This window comes from Ruminococcus albus 7 = DSM 20455 (assembly GCF_000179635.2).
In the GTDB taxonomy this organism is placed as follows: domain Bacteria; phylum Bacillota; class Clostridia; order Oscillospirales; family Ruminococcaceae; genus Hominimerdicola; species Hominimerdicola alba.
Map to the genome: position 1 here is coordinate 2607322 of NC_014833.1, position 23427 is coordinate 2630748.

A 23427-nucleotide genomic window follows, 5' to 3' on the forward strand; every position below is an offset into this window, starting at 1 on the left:
GCCTTTGCTTGACGAGTTTTTTGCGTGGCTTGAAAATGTTCAGGTCAGTGGTAAGGGCAAGCTGACAGATGCAGTAAGATATGCGTTGAATGAACGGAAATATCTTTACACGTTTCTTGAAAACGGAGACGTGCCTATCGACAACAACAGAGCCGAAAACGCAATAAGACCGTTTGCGTTAGGCCGAAAAAATTGGCTGTTTTCAAATACAGCAAACGGAGCCAGATCAAGTGCAACGCTGTATTCGATCATTTCAACTGCACAGGCGAACGGTGTTGATGCTGAGAAATACCTGACCGAGCTGTTTTCACAGCCTGCGGGAACGATATTATTACCATGGAGGGAAGAAAATGAAACTTAGTAATGAAGATGCAAAGCTGTTTTATGAACTGTTTTTTCCACTGCTTGACTATGTGAACAGAGAATATCATATACTTCCTGAGGAAGATTATTTCGGGCAAGGAATGATCGACCCACAGGATGCTGCGGAGGTTGCCCACTTTTTATGGGAACGGACATGGATCATTGATGATTATCTTGAGCGATCGGATCTGCCCGAATAACACATGGAGATACTTAAAAGCTGGAAAGGGTGCATCACCGGCAGATTTATCATTGAGCGACATTGGAAAAAGGGATCGGTATTTATATCGATCGATGACAATTCTGTTTTTCTTGTAAACGGCATTGTCAGCAGTTGGGAGGAAATGCTGAGAAATGCACCGATGCCAACTTTGCTTGATGCAGCGCTTCTGCCATTTAAAAATGCGATCATTTCCGATGGCCTTGTATCTGTTATGCCGATCATATTCGGTCCGAACAGCAAAGCTGATTTCAAAGAAATATACATGGACGCAAAGAGAAATGGAGAAATCAAAGCCAGAATATGATGTTACAGCCGGGTGTTATCTGCCCGGCTGTTTGCTTTTATGATGCGGGGGGTTATACGCTTACATTCAAAATGAAATAATATAAAAACACAGTGAAAAAATGACAAAAATCGGGCAGCATATTTGCCACCCGATTTTTTTGATTGATGTTTGATCGATTCGGCTGTCAAGTGTACGTTGTGAGCAGCCTGTATTGTGGTGTGCGCCAAAATAATATATTGGACTTGTGCGGAACGGATTTTGTGTGCGCCAATAGACTACGGGCTATTGGAACATACAATCATGTTAGTCCCAAGCCACTTTTATAAATTCTTCCCAAAGAACGGCAAAATACGCTCAAATGCCGATGTTACATAGGGTTCAAGGTCATATGGCTCGCTTCGGGAACAACGAATATTTCTCCTTATACCTTCATTCCGTTCAGAGCCTTAACAAATTCAGGCGAATCATGGTCAACGATCTCGCTGTGACCAAGGTCAAGTTCTGCGATCTTCTGCATATCCTCATCGGTAAGTGTGAAGTCCCAGATGTCGATATTCTGCTCCATACGCTCCACATGAACAGACTTCGGCAGAATGGAAACACCACGCTGCGTGTTCCATTTGAGGGCGATCTGTGCGGCGGTCTTTCCGTACTTACTGCCAATTTCCGAGAGAACAGGGTGAGAGAAGATGCCGTGCAGGTCTTCCACGGTCAGCCTGTCTTTTTTCGCAAGAGTATCATAGACCGACACCGCACAGCGCATCGGTACATCCGCTACGAACTGCGCCGCACACTGCCAGTTTTTCAGCGCACGTTCGTCATAAACTCCGCACACGATGTCAATGTTCTTTCCCATGTTTTTGAGTATCTCCCTTGCGTTTTCGGGCGTATTCTCAAAAGGCACGAGTTGAAATTTGATGTCGGGAATCTCCTCTCTGATCTGCGTCCACATATCCACAATGGTCTGTCCGGGTGTCATGGTCGATGTACCGATACGAAGTACAGACGGTTGTGTGTCATCGGCTTTCTTCGCACGCTCCACAGATTCACGGCAATAGGCGATGATATACCGTGCGTCCTCGTATACTGACTGTCCTGCCTTTGTAAGCTGTAATCCTCTGTGCGTGCGTGTAAACAGGCGAACGCCGAGACTGTCCTCCAAAAGATTGATCTGCTTGATGACCGCAGGCGGCGAGATGAACAGCGCTTCCGCCGCTTTATTGAAACTGCCGCTGTCAGCGACAACAATGAACGTGTCGAGTTGGTGGTTGTACATGAGGTTTTCCTTTCTAAGATAAATCAGAATTTAATGCTCTATGATTTTAAGGTCAATGCTATTATTTACCGATAAACGAACTCTTCCACCGATAGGAAAAGAGAACATCGGAAATACATGACCGAAATCTACACCAAATACAATTGGAATGTCAGGAGATACTTTGTCCTTGACGATTGCTTTTACAATATCTTCGGTCATTTTGCAGCTTTCATCAAATCTGCCGAACACGATTCCTCTTATCGTGTCTGCTCCGCTGATTTGAAGAAGCGATTGCAGATTACGGTCAAATTCGCACACGAAGTAATCGCCCATGATATTATCATCTTCAAGGAACAATACTCTATTTTCAATCTCAGGCATATAAGGCGTACCCTGTAATAGATTCAACGTACAAAGATTTCCTCCTATTATCTCGCCCTCACATTTTCCTTTCTGAATGACTGTATAACTTTGCGAAGCTACTGACGGTGTGACAGCGAAAGAAGCGTCACTCATTATACATTCCGAAAAGTATTTTTCCGTATATTCACGCTCGTTAAGAAATCCGAGTGCCGCAAGGTGAGGTGCATGGTATGTCACCAAGCCCGTTTTTGCATAAACGGCATTAAGTAAAGCTGTTATATCCGAATATCCGCAAAGTATCTTCGGATTTGCTCTTATCAGCTCATAATCAAGATACGGCAATATTTCATTTGCATTAAATCCACCGATACAAGCCATTACTGCCTTGACGTTTTTATCTGCAAATGCTTCATGTATATCATCGACACGAGAGCGAATAGACGAAGATAAAAACATATTAGTTTCTCTGCAATTTTTGGAAAAGGTTATATTGAAGCCCTTGTCCTTCAGAAAAGTGAATGCGCTGTCATAAATATCAGGACGAACTCTCGTCAAACTGCTTGACGGAGCGATAATGCGAATCTCATCTTCTGGGTTCAATTTTTGGGGTATCATTCTGCCACCGCCTTATTAAATTCCGATTTATACCAGTCCCTTCTGGCTCTATTTCTATTATATCACACCAAAACAGAAAAAACAAGCATAAACCCAAAGGTTCACACTTGCTTTTTGCGGAGTTACCAGTTCTTTGTTTCCTTTTCGCTGCGATTATTCTTCTTGCGTTCCTCGACCATTTTCACGAACCACTCCACCATTGCAGGATAAATGCCATTGTCAAGCCTGTCACCTATCATCTCCGAATTATCAAGAGTGTTTCTCCCATATTGCTTTAATCACTTCTTTATCATTCTCACACAAATTTTCCGGGAGTTCTCCTTTAGCAAAAAATTGAAGCCGTAGGACTTCCTCTTCCTGTCGCTTTAAATTTCCCTCATATGACCTGCAAACAAAGTTAATGTCCAATGCATACACTTCATCTCCATTGGGATAGGTAAAGTGACATTTTTCGCCCGACTGCATATTGTAAAATTGCAAATCCTTTACACACAAGCCTGTTTCTTCCAAGCACTCACGTCTGGCAGCCTCTTCCGGTGTCTCCCCCAGTTCCATACTGCCTGCGGGTACACACCATGTACCGTCATCTGTTCGCTGCTCCAACAAAACCCGGTCTTGCTCATCAAAGATAAACACTCCACATCCCACCATTTGAAGCGGTCTGTGACCAACACCTTCTATTTTTCTAAGATCTAATATATAACCCATTCTATTCTCTCCCTTAGATTAACATTGCTTTTTTTACAGTCATTCAGCTTTCATATCAAACCCCATATATCTCATATTTATCAGCCGTTGTCGATCTCGGCACATAATCGCTCTTGCCAAGCACATTAGCCTTGTCAGTGATATACGCCCGAAGTATCTCCCTGCTCATATTCGTAATATCCTCACGCTCTACTGCTTCCTCGGCGGGCAAAAGCAGCACCTCGTTATTCTCATAGCCGTCCGACTTTGGTTCACCGCTTACATACTCCAAAGTGAACACCACACACCACTGCTCGGGCTTGAACTGCACCGAGAATACGGCTTTGGTTTTTGCGCTCACGCCTGTTTCTTCCAGCACCTCACGCTCGATCGCTTTTGAGGGCAGCTCGCCCTCCTGCACATAACCTCCCGGAACGAGTATCCTCCCCTCGGCAGTACCGTAGGTGTGGCGGACGAGCAGGATTTTCCCGTTTATCTCGACTATGCCGCATACTGTGAAATACTTGTTATTCATTGCAATTCTCCAATTACTCAAGCAGCCTGCTTTTCATATCCGCAAGCTGTTCCTCACTTGGTTTGTTGTCATCTGAATACATCTTCTCCATAGGATACCACCATACCGGACCCCTGCCGTTGTTACCGTAGTTCTCAATATCTCCGTTTACCCTCGGGAGCAGATGCCAGTGCAGGTGCGCATCACCCATACCAAGCAGCTCATAATTTATCTTCTCCGCACCGAATGCCCTTGACACCGCCTCGGCAACGATAGTCATTTCTTCAAGGAACTTTGCCCGCTCTGTCGGGTCAAGGTGGAACAGCTCGGTCTTGTCTCCGTGGTGCTTGTAGAGGAACAGTGTGTAGCCGTGAAAAAGCTGATTATCGCATATCAGGCACATTTAAGACCTCCTCAAATCCGATCAATAACGGTGTGATCTTTCGTATATCCATTTTTGTATCATTCCTATGCATGGCGATATTTATATCTATAATTATAGCAGATAGGATAAGATAAGTCAATTGGCAGATAACAAACAGAATCGGAATAAGATAAAACGGGATATGCCTTTCATCAAAAAAGCATGACCCGTTATTATCAAAAGATATAACTGTTTTCATATACACCGCAATATCGACTATACATACCGTAACTTTTCGTTTAGTGGGAGTGCCGCAATTGGTACCTCCATATACAAAAGATCAGGAAAACCCATATAGCATCCCAGAAGGCCCCGAAGATGATGATAAATACCATCATTACCGAATCACCAAGATTCTTGACATAATGATCTTCAGGGTCATCAGGATCACATCTGACTTTGATCTCCTGTCCTTTTTTGATCTTGTGTGTAGTTGTAATTCTGTCAGTGAAAGCTTCGCCATTGTATTCAAAAGTATAATTGGCTGAATAATCATATCTTGTATAACGGGTCCCCTTGCCGGTTCTGCTTCTTACTTTTTGTACAGATACATCCGTGACTATCACGCCCTTAACTTCGGCTGAGCAGGCTTTCCGATGCGAGATCTCGAATATACCCATTTTTATCATAGCTGCTCCGAATATCAGAAATGGCAGGAAACAGACAGAAGCGATGATCACCTTCTTGACAGGTGAGATCTTTTTTCGCTGTTCTGCGGGTCCGGAAACTTTTGCTTTTTTCGGGGTCTGTTGGTTGCAGCGGTAATTTTGTGTCTTTTGATTTTTCTTGTTTTTCTTTTTATTCAACTTGGTTCTCCTTGTCTTTCTATCCTCAATTGCTATCAAAAATTATGTTGTTGCCCTGACAATAATTATTAATAACGATCATCCCTTTACTGCACCACTACAACGTGCTGTAAATATCGTGTTAACGTTATTCTCCCCCCGACTGCGTCGGGAGGAGAATAATAGCCTTAGTATTTCATGTTCCGATAAAGCACTGATCAATCCGGTATGTCAGTGGGATCAGTATATTCCGGATCGATAAGCAGTCTCCTGCCCTTGATATGTGCTGCAAGCTTTGAAAGATCGGTGATATCCGTCTTTCCGTCGCTGTTGAGATCTGCAGCTGTGGTGTCGGGGAGTTTTCTCCTGCCCTTGATGTGGGCTGCAAGGAGCGAAAGATCTGTAACATTGACCATACCGTCATTGTTCAGGTCACCGACTATTTTTTCAAGGGCTTCGATCTCGGTGTAGAACACACCGCCATTAGTTATATCGTTACCCAGATATTGAACCTTTTTGCCGTTTACAGTGGCTTCAAACTTCTTTGAAAAAAGACTGCCGTTTGCAGGGGAAAGCCTGAACTTAAGACCGTAGACCTTCCCTGCCGTGAATTTATCGACCTCGCCGAATTCGTTGAGTGAATCCAGTTCAGTCCACTCCATATCACTTATCTCGACACCATCGGGGATCTTGCCGAACCATTCCTTGGGGTCGGTTGAAGTTTTTCTGCCATCGCGGGGTATTTTAAGGGTCATGTCGGCTTTTTTGGTTCTCGGGTCGCCGATTATCTTTATATATCCGTTATATATGCCCTTGGTGAACACGAATGTCATCTGGGCTTTTTCAGCATAGTCACGATTATTACCCATAAAAGTATCACATACTACACCATCATCGACGTATGACATACCGATAGGGTAAAGTTCCCCGGGTTCAGCATCTTCGGGTACACGGAAATCTATCGTAAAAAGGCTTGCCTTTTCGATAGGTACTGCTGTGTCGGAATAGGCATAGAACGCCAGCTGACCTTCCTCCACCATTGCAGAACCTGTGGTAAATCCTTCCACAGCTTTACCGGGGGTTATCAGTTCGCCCTTGTAGTTTTCAACGACCTTCAGTCTGGTGTCATAGAAGATATGGAATTTCATTGTGCTTACAGGGGTTTCAACACCCAGCAGACTGAAATATACCCTCTGCACCTTGCCGTGCGCGTATTCGGGTTCAAGACCTATCTTGTCGGCAAATAACATTACCCAGCCGTCAAAATCCCGCGGATCGATCTTCGGGGTGTTCCAAGAAGGCGGCTGTATCCAGTAGGAACTGTCATACTTTACTTCCTTGTCGTCCTGTTTGTTGAAATAGTTTTCATAAGGCGCCGCCTTTGCACTGACAGCAGTATACGGCAGGAATAATACCAATGTCAGCGCCATAATAAGTGCCGTTAAAAAGCTCAATGATCTTTCAATTTTTTCCTCCAATAGAAACAGAGTTTTACGGACGTATTATTATGGCTAAATTATATAACATATTTTTCCTGATGTCAATGAATTAGCGTATTATTGTAAGAAATCACCTATTTTCGTCTGCTTTAATTATGCTTCTTCCCACCGCTTTTTTCCAGCCGCCGATGAGTTCTTTTCGCTTATCATCTGTCATGGCGGGGATAAATTCGCGGAATTTCTGAGAGATGCGGTTGAGGTCTTCGCGGTTCTGCCACATACCGCAGTGAAGTCCTGCAAGGAATGCGGCACCTGCGGCGGTGGATTCGATATTGCGGGGACGTATCATGCTTCTGCCAAGGATATCAGCCTGAAACTGCATCAGGAAATCGTTCTGTGATGCGCCGCCGTCAACCTTGATAAGCCCGAGGGCTGAGGTGTCTTCCTCCATGGCTTTTATGACATCTGCTGTCTGGTAGGCTATGGCTTCAAGGGCGGCACGAACGATATGGGCGCGTCCGGAACCCCTGGTAAGTCCGCAGATAACGCCGCGTGCATCGCTGTCCCAGTAGGGGGTGCCAAGACCCACGAATGCGGGTACGAAGTATACTCCGCCGTTATCGGGTACGCTTTCGGCTATGGCGGCAGTCTCCTCCGCGGTGGAGATTATGCAGAGTTCGTCCCTCAGCCATTTTATCACCGCACCCGATACAAACACAGAACCCTCCAGCGCATAGGTGACTTTTCCGCCGATGCCCCATGCGATAGTGGTCAGCAGACCGTTGGCGCTTTCAACACATTCGTCCCCTGTGTTCATCAGCAGGAATCCGCCTGTGCCATAGGTGTTCTTTACATCGCCTTTGAGGAAACAGCACTGTCCGAAAAGTGCCGCCTGCTGGTCGCCTGCACAGCCGCAAATGGGTATCTCGGCACCTATCAGCGACTTGTCGGTAATACCGAAATCCCCCGAGGAATCCCTTACATCGGGGAGGATATTTTCGGGTATGCCGAGAAGACCCAGTATCTCCTTATCCCATTGCAGAGTATGGATATTGAAAAGCATGGTGCGGGAGGCGTTGGTATAGTCGGTGGCATGGACTTTTCTGCCTGTGAGGTTCCATATCAGCCATGTATCCACCGTTCCGAAGAGGAGTTCGCCCCGCTGCGCTTTTTCGCGGACACCTTCAACGTTATCGAATATCCACTTTATCTTTGTGGCAGAGAAATAGGGGTCTATAAGCAGACCTGTCTTGCTGCGGAAGAATTTTTCAAGCCCCTGTTCGGCAAAACGCGAGCAGGTCTCGGCGGTGCGGCGACACTGCCAAACTATTGCGTTGTATACAGGTTCGCCTGTGTTTTTATCCCATATCATGGTAGTCTCGCGCTGGTTGGTCACACCGATGGCGGCTATCTCGGATATATCCTCGCCGTTGGCAGTGAGGTAGGAGGTGCAGTCGTTGACGGCGCGAAGCTGGGAATCGAGTATATCCTTGGGGTCATGTTCCACCCAGCCAGCTTTCGGGAATATCTGGGGGAATTCGTACTGTGCTGAAAATACCTTTGCACCGTTTCTGTCAAAAAGCACTGCACGTGAAGAAGTTGTCCCCTGATCCAGGGAAAGTATATATTTTTTCATAATTTATCATCCTTTCGTTTAATAGTAGACCACATATAAATTTTCACTTTGACCGATCACAGCTGTGGTCGGGGTAAGTACGAAAATTTATGTCGTTAACTGTAATACCTTTTGTATATGATACTGCAAAAAGCGTAAGTTGTCAACTGTGACTTTGTCTGATGTTTATAATTAAAAAGGGTGTGCTGTCGCCAAACGTATTATGCATCCTGAAATCATATGAGCCCGCGGAGGTACTGAGTCCCCTGAGTGTAAAATGCGATATACTACTCACACGGGTATTGTCAAGATTCTGAAATATCCCCCTTTATACAGTATGACACGCACCTCATATCCCGTAGTCATATTCGGTGCTGCCTGCCATCGTGCGCATAAGCGGGAGAATTATCAGGGGACAAAGCTTTATCCAACATCCGCACCCACGTACCCCGATGGCGATAGTGTCGGCTGCGTTTACATCGTTTCACGCTTCGCAAACTCGGTCAGTATCACGGTCGGGCATCGCAGTGTCGGAAGTGGCTTTGTGCTGTTTGTCGGGCATTAAAAATTTATGCCTTTCTACTATCAGCGATTTCAGGCGAAAAGTTGTACGTTTTTGTACAACTTTTGCAGAAATATGTCTGAGTTAAATATAAAATCATTTGTTTATACAACTTCCGCGTGCGATCTGTGTGCAGTTCTCACATAAATCTAATGGTAAATTTTAGGAGGCTGTCAGCTGTGTCCATACGCAAGGAAACTCTGTTTCAGGGTAAAAAAACGGACTTCTGATTTTTGGGGCTTTACATTTTTATTATGAGATGTTATAATGGTTGCAGTAACGATCTGAGGAGGTCAAAAAAATGATAAGACACATTTGTATGTTCAAACTTAAAAACGAAAACAAGGACGCGCTGATAAAGGAATTCTGCGAGAGGGCTGAAAGCCTGAAAGCTATCCCTCAGCTGAAAAGATACGAGGTAGTATACAACGACAAGAGAACTCCCGACAGCAACTATGATGTTTCGCTGATATTCGATTTTGACAGCGTTGAAGACCTTAACGCTTATCAGACTTCCGATACACATATAAACTTCGGCAAATTCGTGGCGACCGTAAAGGAAGAAAGAGCCTGCATCGACTACGAATTCTGAGGTGAGTGATGGCTAAGGCGAAAAGCGCTTATGTATGCTCGAACTGCGGTTTTGAAGCAAGCAAGTGGAACGGAAAATGCCCCGAATGCGGCGAATGGAACACCTTTGAAGAGGTGGAGATACAGGTATCTGCGAGAACTGCGGGCAAAAGCAGGGGTTCGGCTGTAAAGGATATCTCCGACAGCATACTGAACATCGGTGCAGTGGATGCAAGTGTCCGCGAGATACGCTATGACACGGGAATGAATGAACTCAACAGAGTGCTTGGCGGCGGACTTGTAAAGGGTTCGCTGGTACTTCTGGGCGGTGAACCCGGCATAGGCAAATCCACCATGCTTTTGCAGATATGTCAGACCATGGGCGACGACCATACTATATTATATGTATCGGGTGAGGAATCCGCAAGGCAGATAAAGCTGAGGGCTGACAGGCTGGGTGTGGATAACGAGAACCTCTACCTGCTGGCTGAAACGGACGCTGAAAGCATATGCGCGGCGATAGTCAAGGAAAAGCCCGAGATAGTCATTATCGACTCGATACAGACCATGAGCATAAGCGGAATATCCTCGGCGCAGGGGTCGGTGACACAGGTGCGCGAGTGTACCAATATGTTCATGAGGACGGCGAAATCCGAGGAGATACCCATATTCATCGTGGGTCACGTAAACAAGGACGGCGCTATCGCAGGTCCTAAGGTCATGGAACATATCGTTGACTGCGTGCTGTACTTTGAGGGTCAGAGGAATATGACTTACAGGATACTCCGCGCGGTGAAGAACAGATTTGGTTCAACCAATGAGATAGGCGTTTTTGAAATGGCTGACGCGGGACTTCTGGAGGTGGACAACCCCTCGATGCTGATGCTTGAGGGCAGACCGCTGAACGTTTCGGGCAGCTGTGTAGCCTGCGTAATGGAGGGTTCGCGCCCTATCATGGCGGAGGTTCAGGCACTGGTATCGAAAAGCAGTACCTCTCAGCCAAAGAGGACGGCTACGGGATTTGACTATTACAGGATGTCCATAATACTGGCGGTGCTTGAAAAGCGGCTGGGGTATTTCTTCGGCGGGCTGGACGTATTTATTAATATAGTAGGCGGTCTGAAGCTGGACGATACGGCGGCTGACCTTACAGTGGCTATGGCGCTGTATTCAAGCGTGACGGACAAGGTGGTTGACGAAAAGACCATCGCACTGGGCGAGATAGGTCTGGGCGGAGAACTCAGGAACATCACCCATGCGGAACAGCGCATACAGGAAGCCGAGAGAATGGGGTTTGAAAAGGTCATAATCCCCTATTATGCGGCTAAGAAGATAAACGCCGCAAAGTACGGCATAAAGGTCATAGGTGCAAGGTCGATAAAGGAAGCTTTCAAGGAACTGGGATAAAGTGTAAAATTTCTGTTAAGTCACACAGATACCTTGACTTTTAATAAGAAGTATGTTATGATAATTAAGCCGCATATTTACGGTCTGTTTAAGTGTGTCATGGCGATGCCGCGGCACCACCGTACGTAGCGAGTTCATGAAAAGGCAGGTGCATATAAAGATGTACGCAGTAATTGAAACAGGCGGAAAGCAGTATCAGGTAAAGGCAGGCGATGAGCTCTTCATCGAGAAGCTGAACGTTAATGCTGATGACAGCGTTACTTTTGACAAGGTAATGGCAGTTGGTTCTGATGCAGGTATCAAGGTTGGCGCTCCTTACGTTGAGGGTGCAACTGTATCCGCAAAGGTAGTCAAGAACGGCAAGGCTAAGAAGATCACAGTCTTCACCTACAAGCCCAAGAAGGGTGAGAAGAGGAAGATGGGTCACAGACAGCCCTACACCAAGGTAGTTATCGAAGCTATCAACGCATAATTTGTGAGTTGGTCTTATGATCGCCGCAGATTTTTTCAAGAATGAGAGCGATATGCTTACAGGCTTTCGCGTTTCGGGTCATGCAGGTCTGGCAGATCTCGGGTATGATGTTTGCTGTGCAAGTGTCAGTTCCGCTGTTATGATGGCGGCTAACACCCTCACTGAGGCTTTCAAGCTGGAGGCTGATATCGAGGTGGGTGAAGACGAGATAAAGCTTACCATGAAAGATACCGATGAGAACGCGGATAAAGTCCTGATGGGACTGCTCATCCATCTGTACAATCTGAAGGATGAATTTCCGGGGCATATCAAGCTGAAAGTCGGCTGAGCTGACTTATCACGTTACATGGAGGTGTAATTTCAAATGATAAAGATCTCAATGCAGTTTTTCGCTCATAAAAAGGGAATGGGTTCTACAAAGAACGGCCGTGAGTCCGAGTCCAAGAGACTTGGTGTAAAGAGAGCTGACGGACAGTTCGTACTGGCCGGCAACATCCTGGTTCGCCAGAGAGGTACTCACATTCACCCCGGTGAGAACGTTAAGCGTGGTTCTGATGACACTCTGTTCGCAACCAGCGACGGTGTTGTAAGATTTGAAAGAATGGGTAAGGACCGTAAGAAGGTTTCTGTTTATCCTCAGGCTTAATTGCGAAAAGACAGACCCTGAGCTTACTTTGCTCGGGGTCTTTTTATAAGAGAGAAAAAGACAAAAGAAACAACAAAAACAAGGTATACAAGGCTACATAAATACATCCCGCGTATACTATACAAATGTCAACATTTTTTTGAGGACGACAAAAATGAACAATAATCAGAATATCAATAGAGAGCTGAGCAAGTCCTACTTTAAATTCGGACTTGTTGTTATCTGCATAACTCTCGCTGTTTTTGCGTATAAAAGCTTTTTCGGCTACAGAGATGTCAGGATGTACGAAACCTATGACAACTGTACTGTTACTACAAGTTCAAAGCAGCACAGGGGTTCAAAGGGTGCTATGATAACAACGTATTACGTAAAGGTAGTCTGTGAAGACCCTGCCATTGTCAGCAGTGAGGCTGATGATACTGATGAAGAAACACAGCCAAAAGAAAGCAGGATGAAGGTCAACATAAACTACAACAGCGAAAGTGACAGCGAAAAAGAAGACTCAGCTGTGCTGTTTTCGGATCACGTTCCTTATGAGTATTACAAGCTTTTCAGGAATTACAGCAGCTCAAAGGTGACTATGTATACCACAGACTGGGGCAGGCACTATCCTGTTTCGACGGTAGACTGTGACAAAGCGAAAGCAGAGCGCGACTACAGAAAGCTGGATCCTCCCACCGGAACGCAGTTTTTGCTGGGAATATTCGGCGCCATCGGGTTATTGAATATATTCCTTGGATTAAAGTCAAAGAGTGTAGCCGATAATTACAGCAGCGACAGAGTATACGTACCCGATTTTGCTTTCAAGGATAAAGAAGACGCTCTTGCAGGCATGGCACACGCAAGGATACAGCGTGAAAAGGAAGAGGAATACAGGCGCAGAGAGCGCAACGACAGAGGTTTTTACTGATATTTCATGTGATATCTTTTTAATACATAGAAATTACCGGTTATGATAAGGAGGTCGGAGAATGTTCGTCGATCAGGCAAAAATCTATATCAAAGCAGGCGACGGCGGCGATGGTGCGGTATCGTTCCACCGTGAGAAGTATGTCGCAGCAGGCGGTCCCGATGGAGGTGACGGCGGAAAAGGCGGAGATATCATCTTTAAGGTCGATGACAACATCTCGAACCTTATTGACTTCAGATACAAGAAAAAATACGTGGCTGAAAAGGGTCAGAACGGCGGCGCGAAGAATTCCTACGGAAGAAGCGCTCAGGATCTTGTGATAAAAGTACCCAGGGGCACAGTTATCAGGGATGCCGATACGGGCAGGATACTGGCTGATATGTCAGCTGACGAGCCTGTATGTGTCGCACACGGCGGCAAGGGCGGCAGAGGTAATGCTCATTTTGCCACATCTACAAGACAGATACCAAGATTCGCTAAACCGGGCTTCAGGGGCGAGGAATTCAATATAACCCTTGAGCTGAAGCTGCTGGCAGACGTGGGTCTGGTGGGATTCCCCAATGTGGGCAAATCCACACTTATATCAGTTGTATCTGCTGCAAAGCCGAAGATAGCCAACTACCACTTCACAACACTTGTACCTGTACTTGGTGTTGTTAAGGTCGGGGAAGAAAGGTCATTTGTTATGGCTGACATTCCCGGACTTATTGAAGGCGCAAGCGAGGGCGTAGGTCTCGGGCACGAGTTTTTAAGACACGTTGAAAGATGCAGACTTATCGTCCATGTGGTGGATGTATCGGGTATCGAGGGTCGTGACCCTATCGAGGATTTTGAAGCTATAAACAAGGAACTTGCTAATTTCTCGGAGGACTTAGCGGCTGCACCTCAGATAGTAGCTGCCAACAAGACCGATATGGCTACCCCCGAACAGATAGCAAGGTTCAAGGAATACATCGAAAAGCTGGAGCTTCCCTACTACGAGATATCTGCTGCCACCACCAAGGGCACGCAGGAACTTATCTATGGTATAAACGAAAAGCTGGCTGAACTGCCGCCTGTAAAGAGATTCGAGGCTCAGCCCCTTACACGCGAGGAAGTCGAGAGGAAGAGCACAAACAACCGCGAATTCTCCATTACTGTGGAGGACGGAGTATACTTCGTGGAGGCAGACTGGCTGTACGATATACTCAGAGTTGCGGATATGGACGATTACTCATCACTGCAGTACTTCCAGAACGTTCTGGTATCCAGCGGCATAATAAGAAAGCTGGAAGCTATGGGCATTCAGGAGGGCGATACCGTTGCGGTGTTCGATTTCGAGTTTGAGTATATTCCGTAAGGGAGATACCTATGGATATCGAAATGACAGAGCACGAGGCTTATCAGTACGCTCCTCTTTCACTGGCTTTTCTGGGCGATGCGGTCTATGAACAGCTGGTGAGAACAAAGATACTTCTTGCGGCAGATATGCCCTCACACAAGCTGCACAAGCTGGCGGTGAGCAGGGTATGCGCGGAGTATCAGTCCGAATGTATGCTGCTTTTAATTGATAAAGACATACTTACGGAGAGAGAGTTATCTGTTTACAGGCGCGGACGCAACACTAAAGTTAATGCACCGAAGCATTCTACTATAGCCGAATACCGCAACGCAACGGGGCTTGAATGCTTGTTCGGTTATTTATACCTTACAGCACAGCAGGAGCGTATAGATGTGCTGTTCAGTCTTTGCTGGGAACACGGCGAGGACGAATTCAATGAAAAGATCAAGGAGTGAATTTTATGTCAGGACATTCAAAATGGGAAAATATCAAGAGAAAAAAGGGTGCTACCGACGCTGCGAGAGCTAAGATATTCACCAAGATAGGCAGAGAGATCGCAGTTGTAGTTAAGATGGGCGGTCCCGACCCTGCAGGCAACGCTAAGCTGAGAGATCTTATCGCTAAGGCAAAGGCTAACAACGTGCCTAACGACAACATCGACAGAATAATCAAGAAGGCTGCCGGCGACGGTGACAAGAACAACTACGAATCAATGGTATACGAGGGCTACGGTCCTAACGGTGTTGCTGTTATCGTTGAGTGCCTGACAGACAACAAGAACAGAACTGCTGCTGATGTAAGAAGCTATTTCAGCAAGTTCGGCGGAAACATGGGCAACTCGGGCTGCGTATCCTATCTGTTCTCTGATGTTGGTACTGTTGTTATCGAGAACAACGGTGCTGACGAGGATAAGATAATGGATGACGTTTTCGAGGCAGGTGCTGATGACTTCAACGTTGATGAAGATGTTATCGAGATCGCTTGCGCACCCAACAGCGTTACTGCTGTAAGAGAGGCGCTGGAAGGTCAGGGATACAAGGTACTTTCCGCTGAGGCAGACAAGATACCTTCCACTTACGTTACCCTTACAGACGAGGATTCCATCAAGAAGATGGGTCTGCTTCTGGAATATCTCGAGGATAACGATGATGTTCAGAACGTTTACCACAACTGGGAGAATATGCCCTCTGACGATGAGGAATAATTGACCTTGAAAAAAACGAGCCGACTGTTTTATATGCGGCGCTGATATAGAAGTTTTTCGCCATAGTATTTCTGATATTCAGTCAGAAGTACTATGGCGTTTCTATTGACAGTGCAGAGATTATATGCTATAATTGTTGCTAACATAAATCGTATTTTACTTTTCCAAAACAGAAAGGTTGGATAAATGTGAATATTATTGCTATGACTTGTATGTGCGTAGATGTTTTTGATGATACTGGAGAAATCCGTCCCGGTGGTGAAGCATTGAACTTTGCTGCAATTGCATCACAATACAATCATATTTCAGTTGATCTTCTTGGTGCAATTGGTGACGATGATTATGGTAAGGCAATATTGAAATCTATTGAAAATAAACCTATCAACAAAGAGTTTATCCACATTATTCCAGGCTCTGCTACTGCAAACAATCGGATTTATCTTACTGAGAAAGGTGATAGATATTTCAAGGATGATTCATGGAACGGTGGTATTCATGACACATATCTTCTTAGCGATTCTGACAAGAACAGAATTGCAAGTGCTGATATTATCTTTATAACCTTTGATTCTCCTAATTTTGATGATGTATTAGAACTTAGAAAGAGTTGTCGTTTTCAGCTTGCCGTTGACTTCAACGTGCTAAGAGATTTTAAGAAAATAGAAACTATTGTACCGTACATTGACTTCTTTTTTATCAGTGGTGAGAAGAGTATTCTTTTACAATTTCAAAAATGGTCTGAACGGTATGACAACATATTTAACATTACACTTGCAGAAAATGGCAGCGTTACTTATTATATGGGAAAAGAATATAGAGTGGATGCTGTGCCTGTCAATAATGTAATTGATACAACTGGGTGCGGTGACAGTTATCATGCTGGCTTTCTTTGTTCATATTTGAGAGATTGTGATATTATAAATGCAATGAATGAAGGTTCAAGAGTCGCTTCTAAAACATTAAGTCATATTGGCGGCTTTTAACGGGTATATGTTAATCTTGCAACATCAAATTCTGATTTGGTTTATCTTAGCAACATAAATAAACACAATGCCCCGAAGCGAATTAAAACGCTTCGGGGCAAAACTTCTATATTGGTATCCGCATTATGCTGTCGGCTTTTTTGTTTACATAAGGAAAAGCGACCGACACTGGATTGTCGGTCGCTTTTGTCGATATTCGATATTCAATAATTAATAGCTATTCTTTCAGGAGGGTATATGAAGTCAAACATATTGTTACATATCTGTTCGCCCTTGCTGTCGATCACTGCATATTTATCCGAAGAGATCTGTACGACAGCGTAGCCATCTGAATAGAATGGTGTTGCATACTCGTAGATGCCGGTGATATCTGCCTCGCCCTTATAATTTATGTAACCGTAGTTACGGTTTAGTTCGTATACCAGATGCTTATTATCTTCACCGAACTTTAACTTGTCATACTGGGGTTCAATGATGGTCTTGCCCTTTTTATTGATGACGCCGTAAATCCCATAATCATTACTTTTGGAATATGTGCTGACGATAGCAACACCGTTATGGAAGCTGCTTGCAGAATCGTACTGAGGAGATATTACGTATTCGCCCTTTTTGTTGATATATCCGTAAAATGTGGAATTTTTGCCTTCTACACCCACAGGTGCTAGACCTTCAGCAAAGGCACCCGCTTTGTCAAACTGAGGATTTATGACACATTCGCCCTTCTTGTTGATGTAGCCGTACTTCTCATCGAAACCTACTGCCGCCATACCGTCAATGAATTGATCTGCTTCGTCGTACTGAGTTTCGATAACTGTCTTGCCCCTGCTGTTTATGTATATGTAATTCCCTGTTATGGTCTTCAGGGGGATAGTCTTCCAGTCCACCTTATTCTTATCGCTGCCCCATTCTTCATTGTAGAAAGGGCAGATAGTTTCAAAATTAATGGGATAATCAAATCTTGTATCGTTGATACTCTTGCCCTTTTTATTGCACAGCGTCCAGAAATCGCCGCCGATATCTTTTATAAGGAACATATCATATCCGATATAGTAGACAGAATCGTCATTATACTGAGGGTTGATGATATACTTGCCCTTTTTGTTGATGTAGCCTATGCGACCGTCTACTAAAACTTCTGCCATTCCGTCTTTGAAATCTGTAGCTCTGTCGTACTGCATATCTATGACGACATCGCCCTTTTTGTTGATGAAGCCTGTAAGTTCATCACCCTTTTTTTCTACGCTGACACAGGCAAGACCTTCGGAGAATCCATGGGCACGGTCATACATGGGAGCAATAGCTATCTCGCCCTTTTCATTGATGTAGCCGTATTTACCATCGCTTTGGAATGGTACAAGACCATCACGGAAAAGGGTCTTTTTGTGCGAACCACCCGATGATATAAGCGATACAACACCGATGACGGCAACTGCCGCAACGACTGCCACGCCTGCAAGTATTCCGACTTTTTTAAGTTTCTTTTTATCAAGGGGCTTTTTTGCTGCTGCCGCTGAAGGCTGAGGGATAGTTTCCTGCTCCATGGTTGCTGCCTGTATTGGCGCCTCCGTGATCGGAGCCTGCTGTATGGGTGCATCCTGTATAGTTGGTACAGGCTGAGCATTTGCAGTGCCGCCTACTTTAGTTCCGCAGTTAGGGCAGAAGCTGAGACCCTCACCTATCTGCTGACCGCAATTTGAACAAAACATAGTTGATCCCTCCCTGTGGGATGACCATTATCCCGTTGAAGATATTGGTATCCACATAATAGAATATGGTTATCCCTTTAATACACCATTACAAAGTGCTATATAACAATGGATCATCGTGTTGATATTACACCAAATCAATTGGTGTGTAAACGGGATAATCAGATAATAGAATATAACATTAATAATATATGTAAATTAACATCTGTAATAATAAGACCTAAGTATTATATCATATCAGTATAAATATGTCAAGAAATCCGAGTCCCTGCGTAAATAAAATGTTAATAAAGTCAAAAGCAAAGCTATTATAGTTGAACGAATTATAAATAATACTGCACATCATACACGGGCTGATACTATATATTATTAACATAGCGCGCAAGGACTTTACTTTTGCAAAGATTTATGTTATTATATAAAATGATCAATTCTAATCGAAAGGATGAACTTTTCTTTTATGGATATAGCTTTGATAGCACTGCTGCTGATACTCTCGGCAGTATGCTCGGCTACAGAAACAGCCTTTTCATCATGCAACAGGATAAGGCTGAAAAAAATGGCTGACGGCGGCAGCAGGAGCGCTGCTAAGGCACTTGATATATGCGAAAATTTCGATAAGGCTCTTACTGCCATACTTATCGGCAATAACGTGGTAAACATCGCATCATCGGCTATTGCAACAGTATTTTTCACGGAGAGATTCGGTTCGGGCAGCGTGGGTATCGCTACGGCGGTAATGACGGTGCTGGTACTCATATTCGGTGAGATACTTCCGAAAAGTCTGGCTAAGGAGAATGCTGAGAGTTTCTCGATACTTATGGCGGCACCTCTGGCGGCTTTCATGTTTGTTATAACACCGCTGATATGGCTTTTCACGGGTATTAAAAAAGGCGTGGTGAAGCTGGTGGGCTCGGCAGATGAAACACCTTCGGTTACGGAGGAGGAGCTCAAATACATCATCGAGGAGATAGAGGACGAAGGAGTGCTGGAGGAACAGGAATCCGATCTGGTACGTTCTGCCCTTGACTTCGATGAGATCACCATAAGCAGTATATTCGTGCCCAGGGTGAGCATAGCGGCGGTGGAGCTTGAGGATGATATCGAAGATATAAAGGATCTGTTCCTGAAAACAAAATACTCCCGTCTGCCTGTATACGAAAAGGACATAGACCATATAACAGGTGTGATACATCAGGCGGATTTCTTTGAGATGTATGTATCAAAGGGCAAGAAGGACATATCCCGAATACTCGGAGAACCTATATACATCACGGAGAGCAGGAAAATATCTGAAACGCTGAAACTGATGCAGAAGGAAAAGGTGCACATGGCAGTGGTGCTGGATCAGTACGGCGGTACTGCGGGGATATGCACGCTGGAGGATATCATCGAGGAACTCGTCGGGGAGATATACGACGAGAGCGACGAGGAAGACACCTCGTTCGTGAAGCTTTCGGACAATTCCTGCGAGGTATCTGCTGAACTTTCCATATCGGATTTTCTGGAGAGATGGGAGCTTGATGAGAACGCCATAGAAACGGAAAGACATTCCGTCGGCGGCTGGATAATGGAGCTTCTGGACAGGATACCCGAGGAGGGAGAGCGGATATTCTCACCTCCCTTTGAAATGGAGATACATATGCAGGACGATCAGAAGATAGGTCGGGTAAAAATAACTTTAACGGAGGATGAGTAAATGCCTGTAAGGATAAAACACCCCGAGATGAAACCTCGTGAAAAGAGCTTTTGTGTAAGCACGCTGATATGCACTGTGATATCGTTCCTGTTCACAGTGGAGATATTAACTATGCTGAGAAGTATAGTAACTAATGGCAGCAAAGTGATGACCTGCGCTGTGGTGGCAGGGTATCTGCTGTTTACGGTGATATGCGGCATCTGTCTGTACAAGGGGTTTGCGGCTTATAAGTACGAGGACAGCATGAGCGCACTGGGCAAGGGTATCATCTACTTCTTTGAGGTGATAGTATGTCTGATAAATCTTAGGTTTGCCCTTTCGCTGGTATTTTCGGTATTCGGTAAAAATGAGATAACCGAAAAGATCGTCGGTACAGATCAGAAAGCATTCGTACAGGCGCAGGTCATACCGTGGACTGCCATGCTGGGAGGACTTTTCCTGGCAGATATCATCGGTATTTTCAGTGCGTGGAAGCTGCTGAAATATCAGAAAAAATAATTTCTGAAATGATATTAATATCATTGAAGGAATATTATGCGTTAAAAACGCCCGCGGAGGGATGATCCTCTGCGGGCGGTCTTGTTTCAGTTATTGTATTTCACCTGACGTAAAAACGGATACGGATTCACGGATATTATATGAACACTGCGGCGGATCACATCAGCTTATTATTCATAATATAATGTGAATTGTAGGAGTAGGGTCTGGTCTCGCCGTAGGTTGCGCATACGAAATACCAGTCGCCGTCAGTGCCGTAGTTGTAGGAATCCATGACATAATCTGTGCCGTTTATAGTTACCTCACACCAGAAGTGCTGCCACTTGTTGCCGAGTGATGAACCGCGCCAGCCCTGTACAACTCTTGCATCGTAGCCGAGATATCTCAAAACGGCGCATATTGCCGAGTTATACTGTATGCACTGACCTACCTTGTAGTTGAAGCAGTTATCAACATGGCTCCTGTTCCATATAGTGCTGTATGCGGGGCCGTGGTAGCCGTCGGCATAGGATATCTTCTTGTTCAGCCACTGAACAGTGTAGTCAAGGAATTCTCCCACTGACATATCTGACGTATAGTGGGTATCCACAAAGCGCTTTACTGTTGCAACATCTGCATCACTGAGGGTGATGAGGGTCTTTGTTTCGGTGCTGCCCTGACGGTTGCACTCGTAGTAGGTATTCATCGAGGATGAACGCTTGGCCTTATCCAGCCTGTCGATAAGGTACTGACTGCTCCTCTTGTAACCGAAATCGGCTTCGGGCGCGGGAGCGGATTTGGTATTGATATTGACGGCAGAAGAATAATCACTGTATACAGTACTTCCGTTATCCGCCTTTACAAAAGCCCTGACCCTGACGGAATACTTGGTATTGGCATTAAGATCGGTGATGTCAAGGGAGGTAGTAGCGGAAGAAGTGATCTTCTTCGGAGCGCTCCAGCTGCCGCTGCTGTTCTTATAGGTAACTTCATAACCTGCGCACCTGATCTTATTCCAGTGTACGCTGATACTGCGGATATCGGCTGAAGTATTGGATATAACAGGCGCTGACGGCTTGGTGCAGGCGGATATCTCACTGCTCCTGCTGCTCAATATGCGCTTGCTGCCTGATCTCTTGTATGCAACGATATAATACTTGTACGATGTGCCCGATGTCACCTTGCTGTCAGTATAAGTAGAAGCCACTGCGGGTAAAGTGCCTACCCTTACCCATGCAGGTGCAGATGATGACCACCTGTACACATAGTACCCTGATGCGCCGCTGACCTTATTCCAGCCGATAGTGATATTCTTATCGGTAGAAGAATAAGTCATCATGGCGGAGGGCGCTTTGGCATAAACTGACGATGATGCATATACAGCGTCCTGTACCGAGGCGGATACAGGCAGAGCCGATATACCGCTGCCGACAGTCATCGCTGCGATCAACAGCGCTGCTGCGCGTGTTTTTATACTCATAAAGTTCACTCCATTCAATACTCATTGATAGTCTGGCTAAAATCATACTACCTAATATACAGCTTTTTCGTCAATTTGTCAAGTCCTGACAAAAAATGCAAGTCATCTGCTGTGATCTCACAAGCGCTGATTTGCGGAGAAAGAACTTAAAAAATTCAAGACAGACAGCTGCTGCCCCGTTTTTTCAACAGTAAGATCGTGATTTTGCAGGAAAAAATCAGAAATATTTCAAGAAATGTGATTTTACCCCTTGAAAAATCGGAGAAAGTGTATTATAATAATAGCAGATCAAATTTTAAGAAAGAAGGATCACTATGGAAATCAAAATCGAACTGACCAAAACTCCCAAGGCTAAGCCTACTGATGAGACTAAGCTTGGTTTCGGTCACGTATTCACCGATCATATGTTTGCTATGAACTATGACACAGGCAAGGGCTGGCACGATGCTCGTATCGTTCCCTTTGACAACGTTACACTCTCCCCTGCTGCTATGTGCCTGCACTACGGTCAGGAGATATTTGAGGGTCTTAAAGCTTACAGAACTGCTGACGGCACTGTTCAGCTGTTCAGACCCGATGAGAACTACAAGAGAATGAACGTATCTGCTGAGAGAATGGTAATACCTCAGATAGATGAGGAGTTCATGGTAGAAGCTACCAAGAAGCTGGTAGAGATCGAGAAGGACTGGGTACCTCACACTGACGGTGCTGCACTGTACATCAGACCCTTTATCTTCGCTACCGATCCTTTCGTTGGTGTAAGACCTGCAGATCACTATCTGTTCCTGATAATCCTTTCTCCTTCCGGTGCTTACTACTCCACAGGTCTTAACCCTGTTAAGATCTATGTTGAGCAGAACTACGTAAGAGCCGTAAGAGGCGGTACAGGCTTTGCTAAGACTGCTGCTAACTACGCTATATCCCTGAAGGGTCAGGACGAGGCTCACAACCAGGATTATGAGCAGGTACTTTGGCTGGACGGCGTTGAGCAGAAGTACATCGAGGAAGTTGGTTCGATGAACATATTCTTCGTTATCGACGGCGAGGTAGTTACACCTAAGCTGACAGGCTCGGTACTGCCCGGCATCACAAGAAAGAGCGCACTGGAAGTATGTAAGAGCAAGGGCATCCCATGTTCTGAAAGACGTATCACCATCGAGGAAGTTGCCAAGGCTTACGATGAGGGCAAGCTGGACGAGGTATTCGGCACAGGTACTGCTGCTGTTATCTCCCCTGTTGGTCACCTGAAGTGGGGCGACAAGGTAATGACTATCAACGACAACAAGATAGGCAAGATCTCCCAGATGCTGTATGATACCATGACAGGTATCCAGTGGGGCAAGATCCCCGATACCTTCGGCTGGACCGTTAAGGTAGACTGATAATCTAAAATATTCTGACCCCTGAGTGACATAAAC

Annotated in this window: 26 protein-coding genes; 16 read left to right on the forward strand and 10 right to left on the reverse strand. The window is 45.2% G+C overall.

Going from position 1 to position 23427, the window contains the following annotated elements; genetic code table 11:
- Positions 1–4 precede the first annotated feature (4 nt).
- From RUMAL_RS22950 to RUMAL_RS11755, 3 genes are read left to right on the forward strand one after another with little or no spacing between them, the layout of a single operon-like run.
- Positions 5–361, forward strand: coding sequence for an IS66 family transposase (locus RUMAL_RS22950; RefSeq protein ID WP_050793285.1), 357 nt, complete (start codon positions 5–7; stop codon positions 359–361).
- Positions 351–563 carry a hypothetical protein gene (locus tag RUMAL_RS11750; RefSeq protein WP_043550632.1) on the forward strand — a complete coding sequence of 71 codons (213 nt, stop codon included), beginning with the start codon at positions 351–353 and terminating at the stop codon, positions 561–563. The genes RUMAL_RS22950 and RUMAL_RS11750 overlap by 11 nt, the downstream gene beginning before the upstream one ends.
- Positions 564–566: 3 nt before the next feature.
- Positions 567–890 carry a hypothetical protein gene (locus RUMAL_RS11755; protein WP_043550769.1) on the forward strand — a complete coding sequence of 108 codons (324 nt, stop codon included), beginning with the start codon at positions 567–569 and terminating at the stop codon, positions 888–890.
- A gap of 403 nt (positions 891–1293) precedes the next feature.
- Here the strand turns inward: RUMAL_RS11755 and RUMAL_RS11760 are convergent, their stop codons facing one another.
- The 8 genes from RUMAL_RS11760 to glpK form a co-directional block, all read right to left on the reverse strand.
- The gene (locus RUMAL_RS11760; protein ID WP_013498937.1) at positions 1294–2148 is read right to left on the reverse strand and encodes an aldo/keto reductase; all 855 of its coding nucleotides are present in this window, start codon (positions 2146–2148) and stop codon (positions 1294–1296) included.
- A 30-nt stretch (positions 2149–2178) separates the two neighbouring features.
- Positions 2179–3108 carry a S66 peptidase family protein gene (locus RUMAL_RS11765; protein ID WP_013498938.1) on the reverse strand — a complete coding sequence of 310 codons (930 nt, stop codon included), beginning with the start codon at positions 3106–3108 and terminating at the stop codon, positions 2179–2181.
- Positions 3109–3357: 249 nt separating this feature from the next.
- A complete protein-coding gene (locus RUMAL_RS11770) occupies positions 3358–3816 on the reverse strand; it encodes an NUDIX hydrolase (RefSeq protein WP_013498939.1) in 459 nt (152 codons plus the stop codon).
- Positions 3817–3871: 55 nt separating this feature from the next.
- A complete protein-coding gene (locus RUMAL_RS11775) occupies positions 3872–4330 on the reverse strand; it encodes an NUDIX hydrolase (protein ID WP_013498940.1) in 459 nt (152 codons plus the stop codon).
- Positions 4331–4343: 13 nt separating this feature from the next.
- Positions 4344–4712, reverse strand: a complete 369-nt coding sequence (locus tag RUMAL_RS11780; RefSeq protein ID WP_013498941.1) for an HIT family protein — start codon at positions 4710–4712, stop codon at positions 4344–4346.
- A gap of 260 nt (positions 4713–4972) precedes the next feature.
- Positions 4973–5539 carry a DUF3592 domain-containing protein gene (locus RUMAL_RS11785; RefSeq protein WP_013498942.1) on the reverse strand — a complete coding sequence of 189 codons (567 nt, stop codon included), beginning with the start codon at positions 5537–5539 and terminating at the stop codon, positions 4973–4975.
- 197 nt (positions 5540–5736) lie between these two features.
- Positions 5737–6972 carry a dockerin type I domain-containing protein gene (locus RUMAL_RS22510; protein WP_050793286.1) on the reverse strand — a complete coding sequence of 412 codons (1236 nt, stop codon included), beginning with the start codon at positions 6970–6972 and terminating at the stop codon, positions 5737–5739.
- A 115-nt stretch (positions 6973–7087) separates the two neighbouring features.
- Positions 7088–8593: a glycerol kinase GlpK gene (gene glpK, locus RUMAL_RS11795; RefSeq protein WP_013498944.1), complete on the reverse strand. Its 1506-nt coding sequence runs from the start codon at positions 8591–8593 to the stop codon at positions 7088–7090.
- Positions 8594–9435: 842 nt separating this feature from the next.
- On the opposite strand from glpK, the gene RUMAL_RS11800 reads away from it, so the two are divergent.
- The 10 genes from RUMAL_RS11800 to RUMAL_RS11845 all read left to right on the forward strand — a co-directional run bounded on the left by RUMAL_RS11800 (position 9436) and on the right by RUMAL_RS11845 (position 16647).
- On the forward strand, positions 9436–9726 hold the full coding sequence (locus RUMAL_RS11800; protein ID WP_013498945.1) for a Dabb family protein: 291 nt from the start codon (positions 9436–9438) through the stop codon (positions 9724–9726).
- A gap of 8 nt (positions 9727–9734) precedes the next feature.
- Complete coding sequence (gene radA / locus RUMAL_RS11805; protein WP_013498946.1) at positions 9735–11111, forward strand: DNA repair protein RadA; 1377 nt, start codon at positions 9735–9737, stop codon at positions 11109–11111.
- Positions 11112–11271: 160 nt separating this feature from the next.
- The gene (rplU, locus tag RUMAL_RS11810; RefSeq protein WP_013498947.1) at positions 11272–11583 is read left to right on the forward strand and encodes a 50S ribosomal protein L21; all 312 of its coding nucleotides are present in this window, start codon (positions 11272–11274) and stop codon (positions 11581–11583) included.
- A gap of 16 nt (positions 11584–11599) precedes the next feature.
- Complete coding sequence (locus RUMAL_RS11815) at positions 11600–11911, forward strand: ribosomal-processing cysteine protease Prp (protein ID WP_013498948.1); 312 nt, start codon at positions 11600–11602, stop codon at positions 11909–11911.
- A gap of 36 nt (positions 11912–11947) precedes the next feature.
- Positions 11948–12229, forward strand: coding sequence for a 50S ribosomal protein L27 (gene rpmA / locus RUMAL_RS11820; RefSeq protein WP_013498949.1), 282 nt, complete (start codon positions 11948–11950; stop codon positions 12227–12229).
- Between the two features lie 154 nt (positions 12230–12383).
- Positions 12384–13139, forward strand: a complete 756-nt coding sequence (locus tag RUMAL_RS11825; RefSeq protein WP_013498950.1) for a hypothetical protein — start codon at positions 12384–12386, stop codon at positions 13137–13139.
- A 61-nt stretch (positions 13140–13200) separates the two neighbouring features.
- Entirely contained in the window at positions 13201–14478 is a 1278-nt protein-coding gene (gene obgE / locus RUMAL_RS11830; RefSeq protein ID WP_013498951.1) for a GTPase ObgE, read from the forward strand.
- 11 nt (positions 14479–14489) lie between these two features.
- Complete coding sequence (locus RUMAL_RS11835; RefSeq protein WP_013498952.1) at positions 14490–14915, forward strand: Mini-ribonuclease 3; 426 nt, start codon at positions 14490–14492, stop codon at positions 14913–14915.
- 5 nt (positions 14916–14920) lie between these two features.
- Positions 14921–15664: a YebC/PmpR family DNA-binding transcriptional regulator gene (locus tag RUMAL_RS11840; RefSeq protein WP_013498953.1), complete on the forward strand. Its 744-nt coding sequence runs from the start codon at positions 14921–14923 to the stop codon at positions 15662–15664.
- A 188-nt stretch (positions 15665–15852) separates the two neighbouring features.
- Positions 15853–16647: a PfkB family carbohydrate kinase gene (locus RUMAL_RS11845; protein ID WP_242843387.1), complete on the forward strand. Its 795-nt coding sequence runs from the start codon at positions 15853–15855 to the stop codon at positions 16645–16647.
- 203 nt (positions 16648–16850) lie between these two features.
- On the opposite strand, the gene RUMAL_RS11850 is transcribed toward RUMAL_RS11845, so the two are convergent.
- Positions 16851–18353: a WG repeat-containing protein gene (locus tag RUMAL_RS11850; protein WP_013498955.1), complete on the reverse strand. Its 1503-nt coding sequence runs from the start codon at positions 18351–18353 to the stop codon at positions 16851–16853.
- A gap of 460 nt (positions 18354–18813) precedes the next feature.
- Between RUMAL_RS11850 and RUMAL_RS11855 the strand changes: the two genes are divergently transcribed.
- Together RUMAL_RS11855 and RUMAL_RS11860 are read left to right on the forward strand one after the other, a co-directional pair.
- Positions 18814–20052 carry a hemolysin family protein gene (locus RUMAL_RS11855; protein WP_013498956.1) on the forward strand — a complete coding sequence of 413 codons (1239 nt, stop codon included), beginning with the start codon at positions 18814–18816 and terminating at the stop codon, positions 20050–20052.
- The gene (locus RUMAL_RS11860) at positions 20053–20550 is read left to right on the forward strand and encodes a hypothetical protein (protein ID WP_013498957.1); all 498 of its coding nucleotides are present in this window, start codon (positions 20053–20055) and stop codon (positions 20548–20550) included.
- Between the two features lie 157 nt (positions 20551–20707).
- Here the strand turns inward: RUMAL_RS11860 and RUMAL_RS11865 are convergent, their stop codons facing one another.
- On the reverse strand, positions 20708–22009 hold the full coding sequence (locus RUMAL_RS11865; RefSeq protein WP_013498958.1) for a transglutaminase domain-containing protein: 1302 nt from the start codon (positions 22007–22009) through the stop codon (positions 20708–20710).
- A 314-nt stretch (positions 22010–22323) separates the two neighbouring features.
- On the opposite strand from RUMAL_RS11865, the gene RUMAL_RS11870 reads away from it, so the two are divergent.
- On the forward strand, positions 22324–23391 hold the full coding sequence (locus RUMAL_RS11870) for a branched-chain amino acid aminotransferase (protein WP_013498959.1): 1068 nt from the start codon (positions 22324–22326) through the stop codon (positions 23389–23391).
- Positions 23392–23427 lie beyond the last annotated feature (36 nt).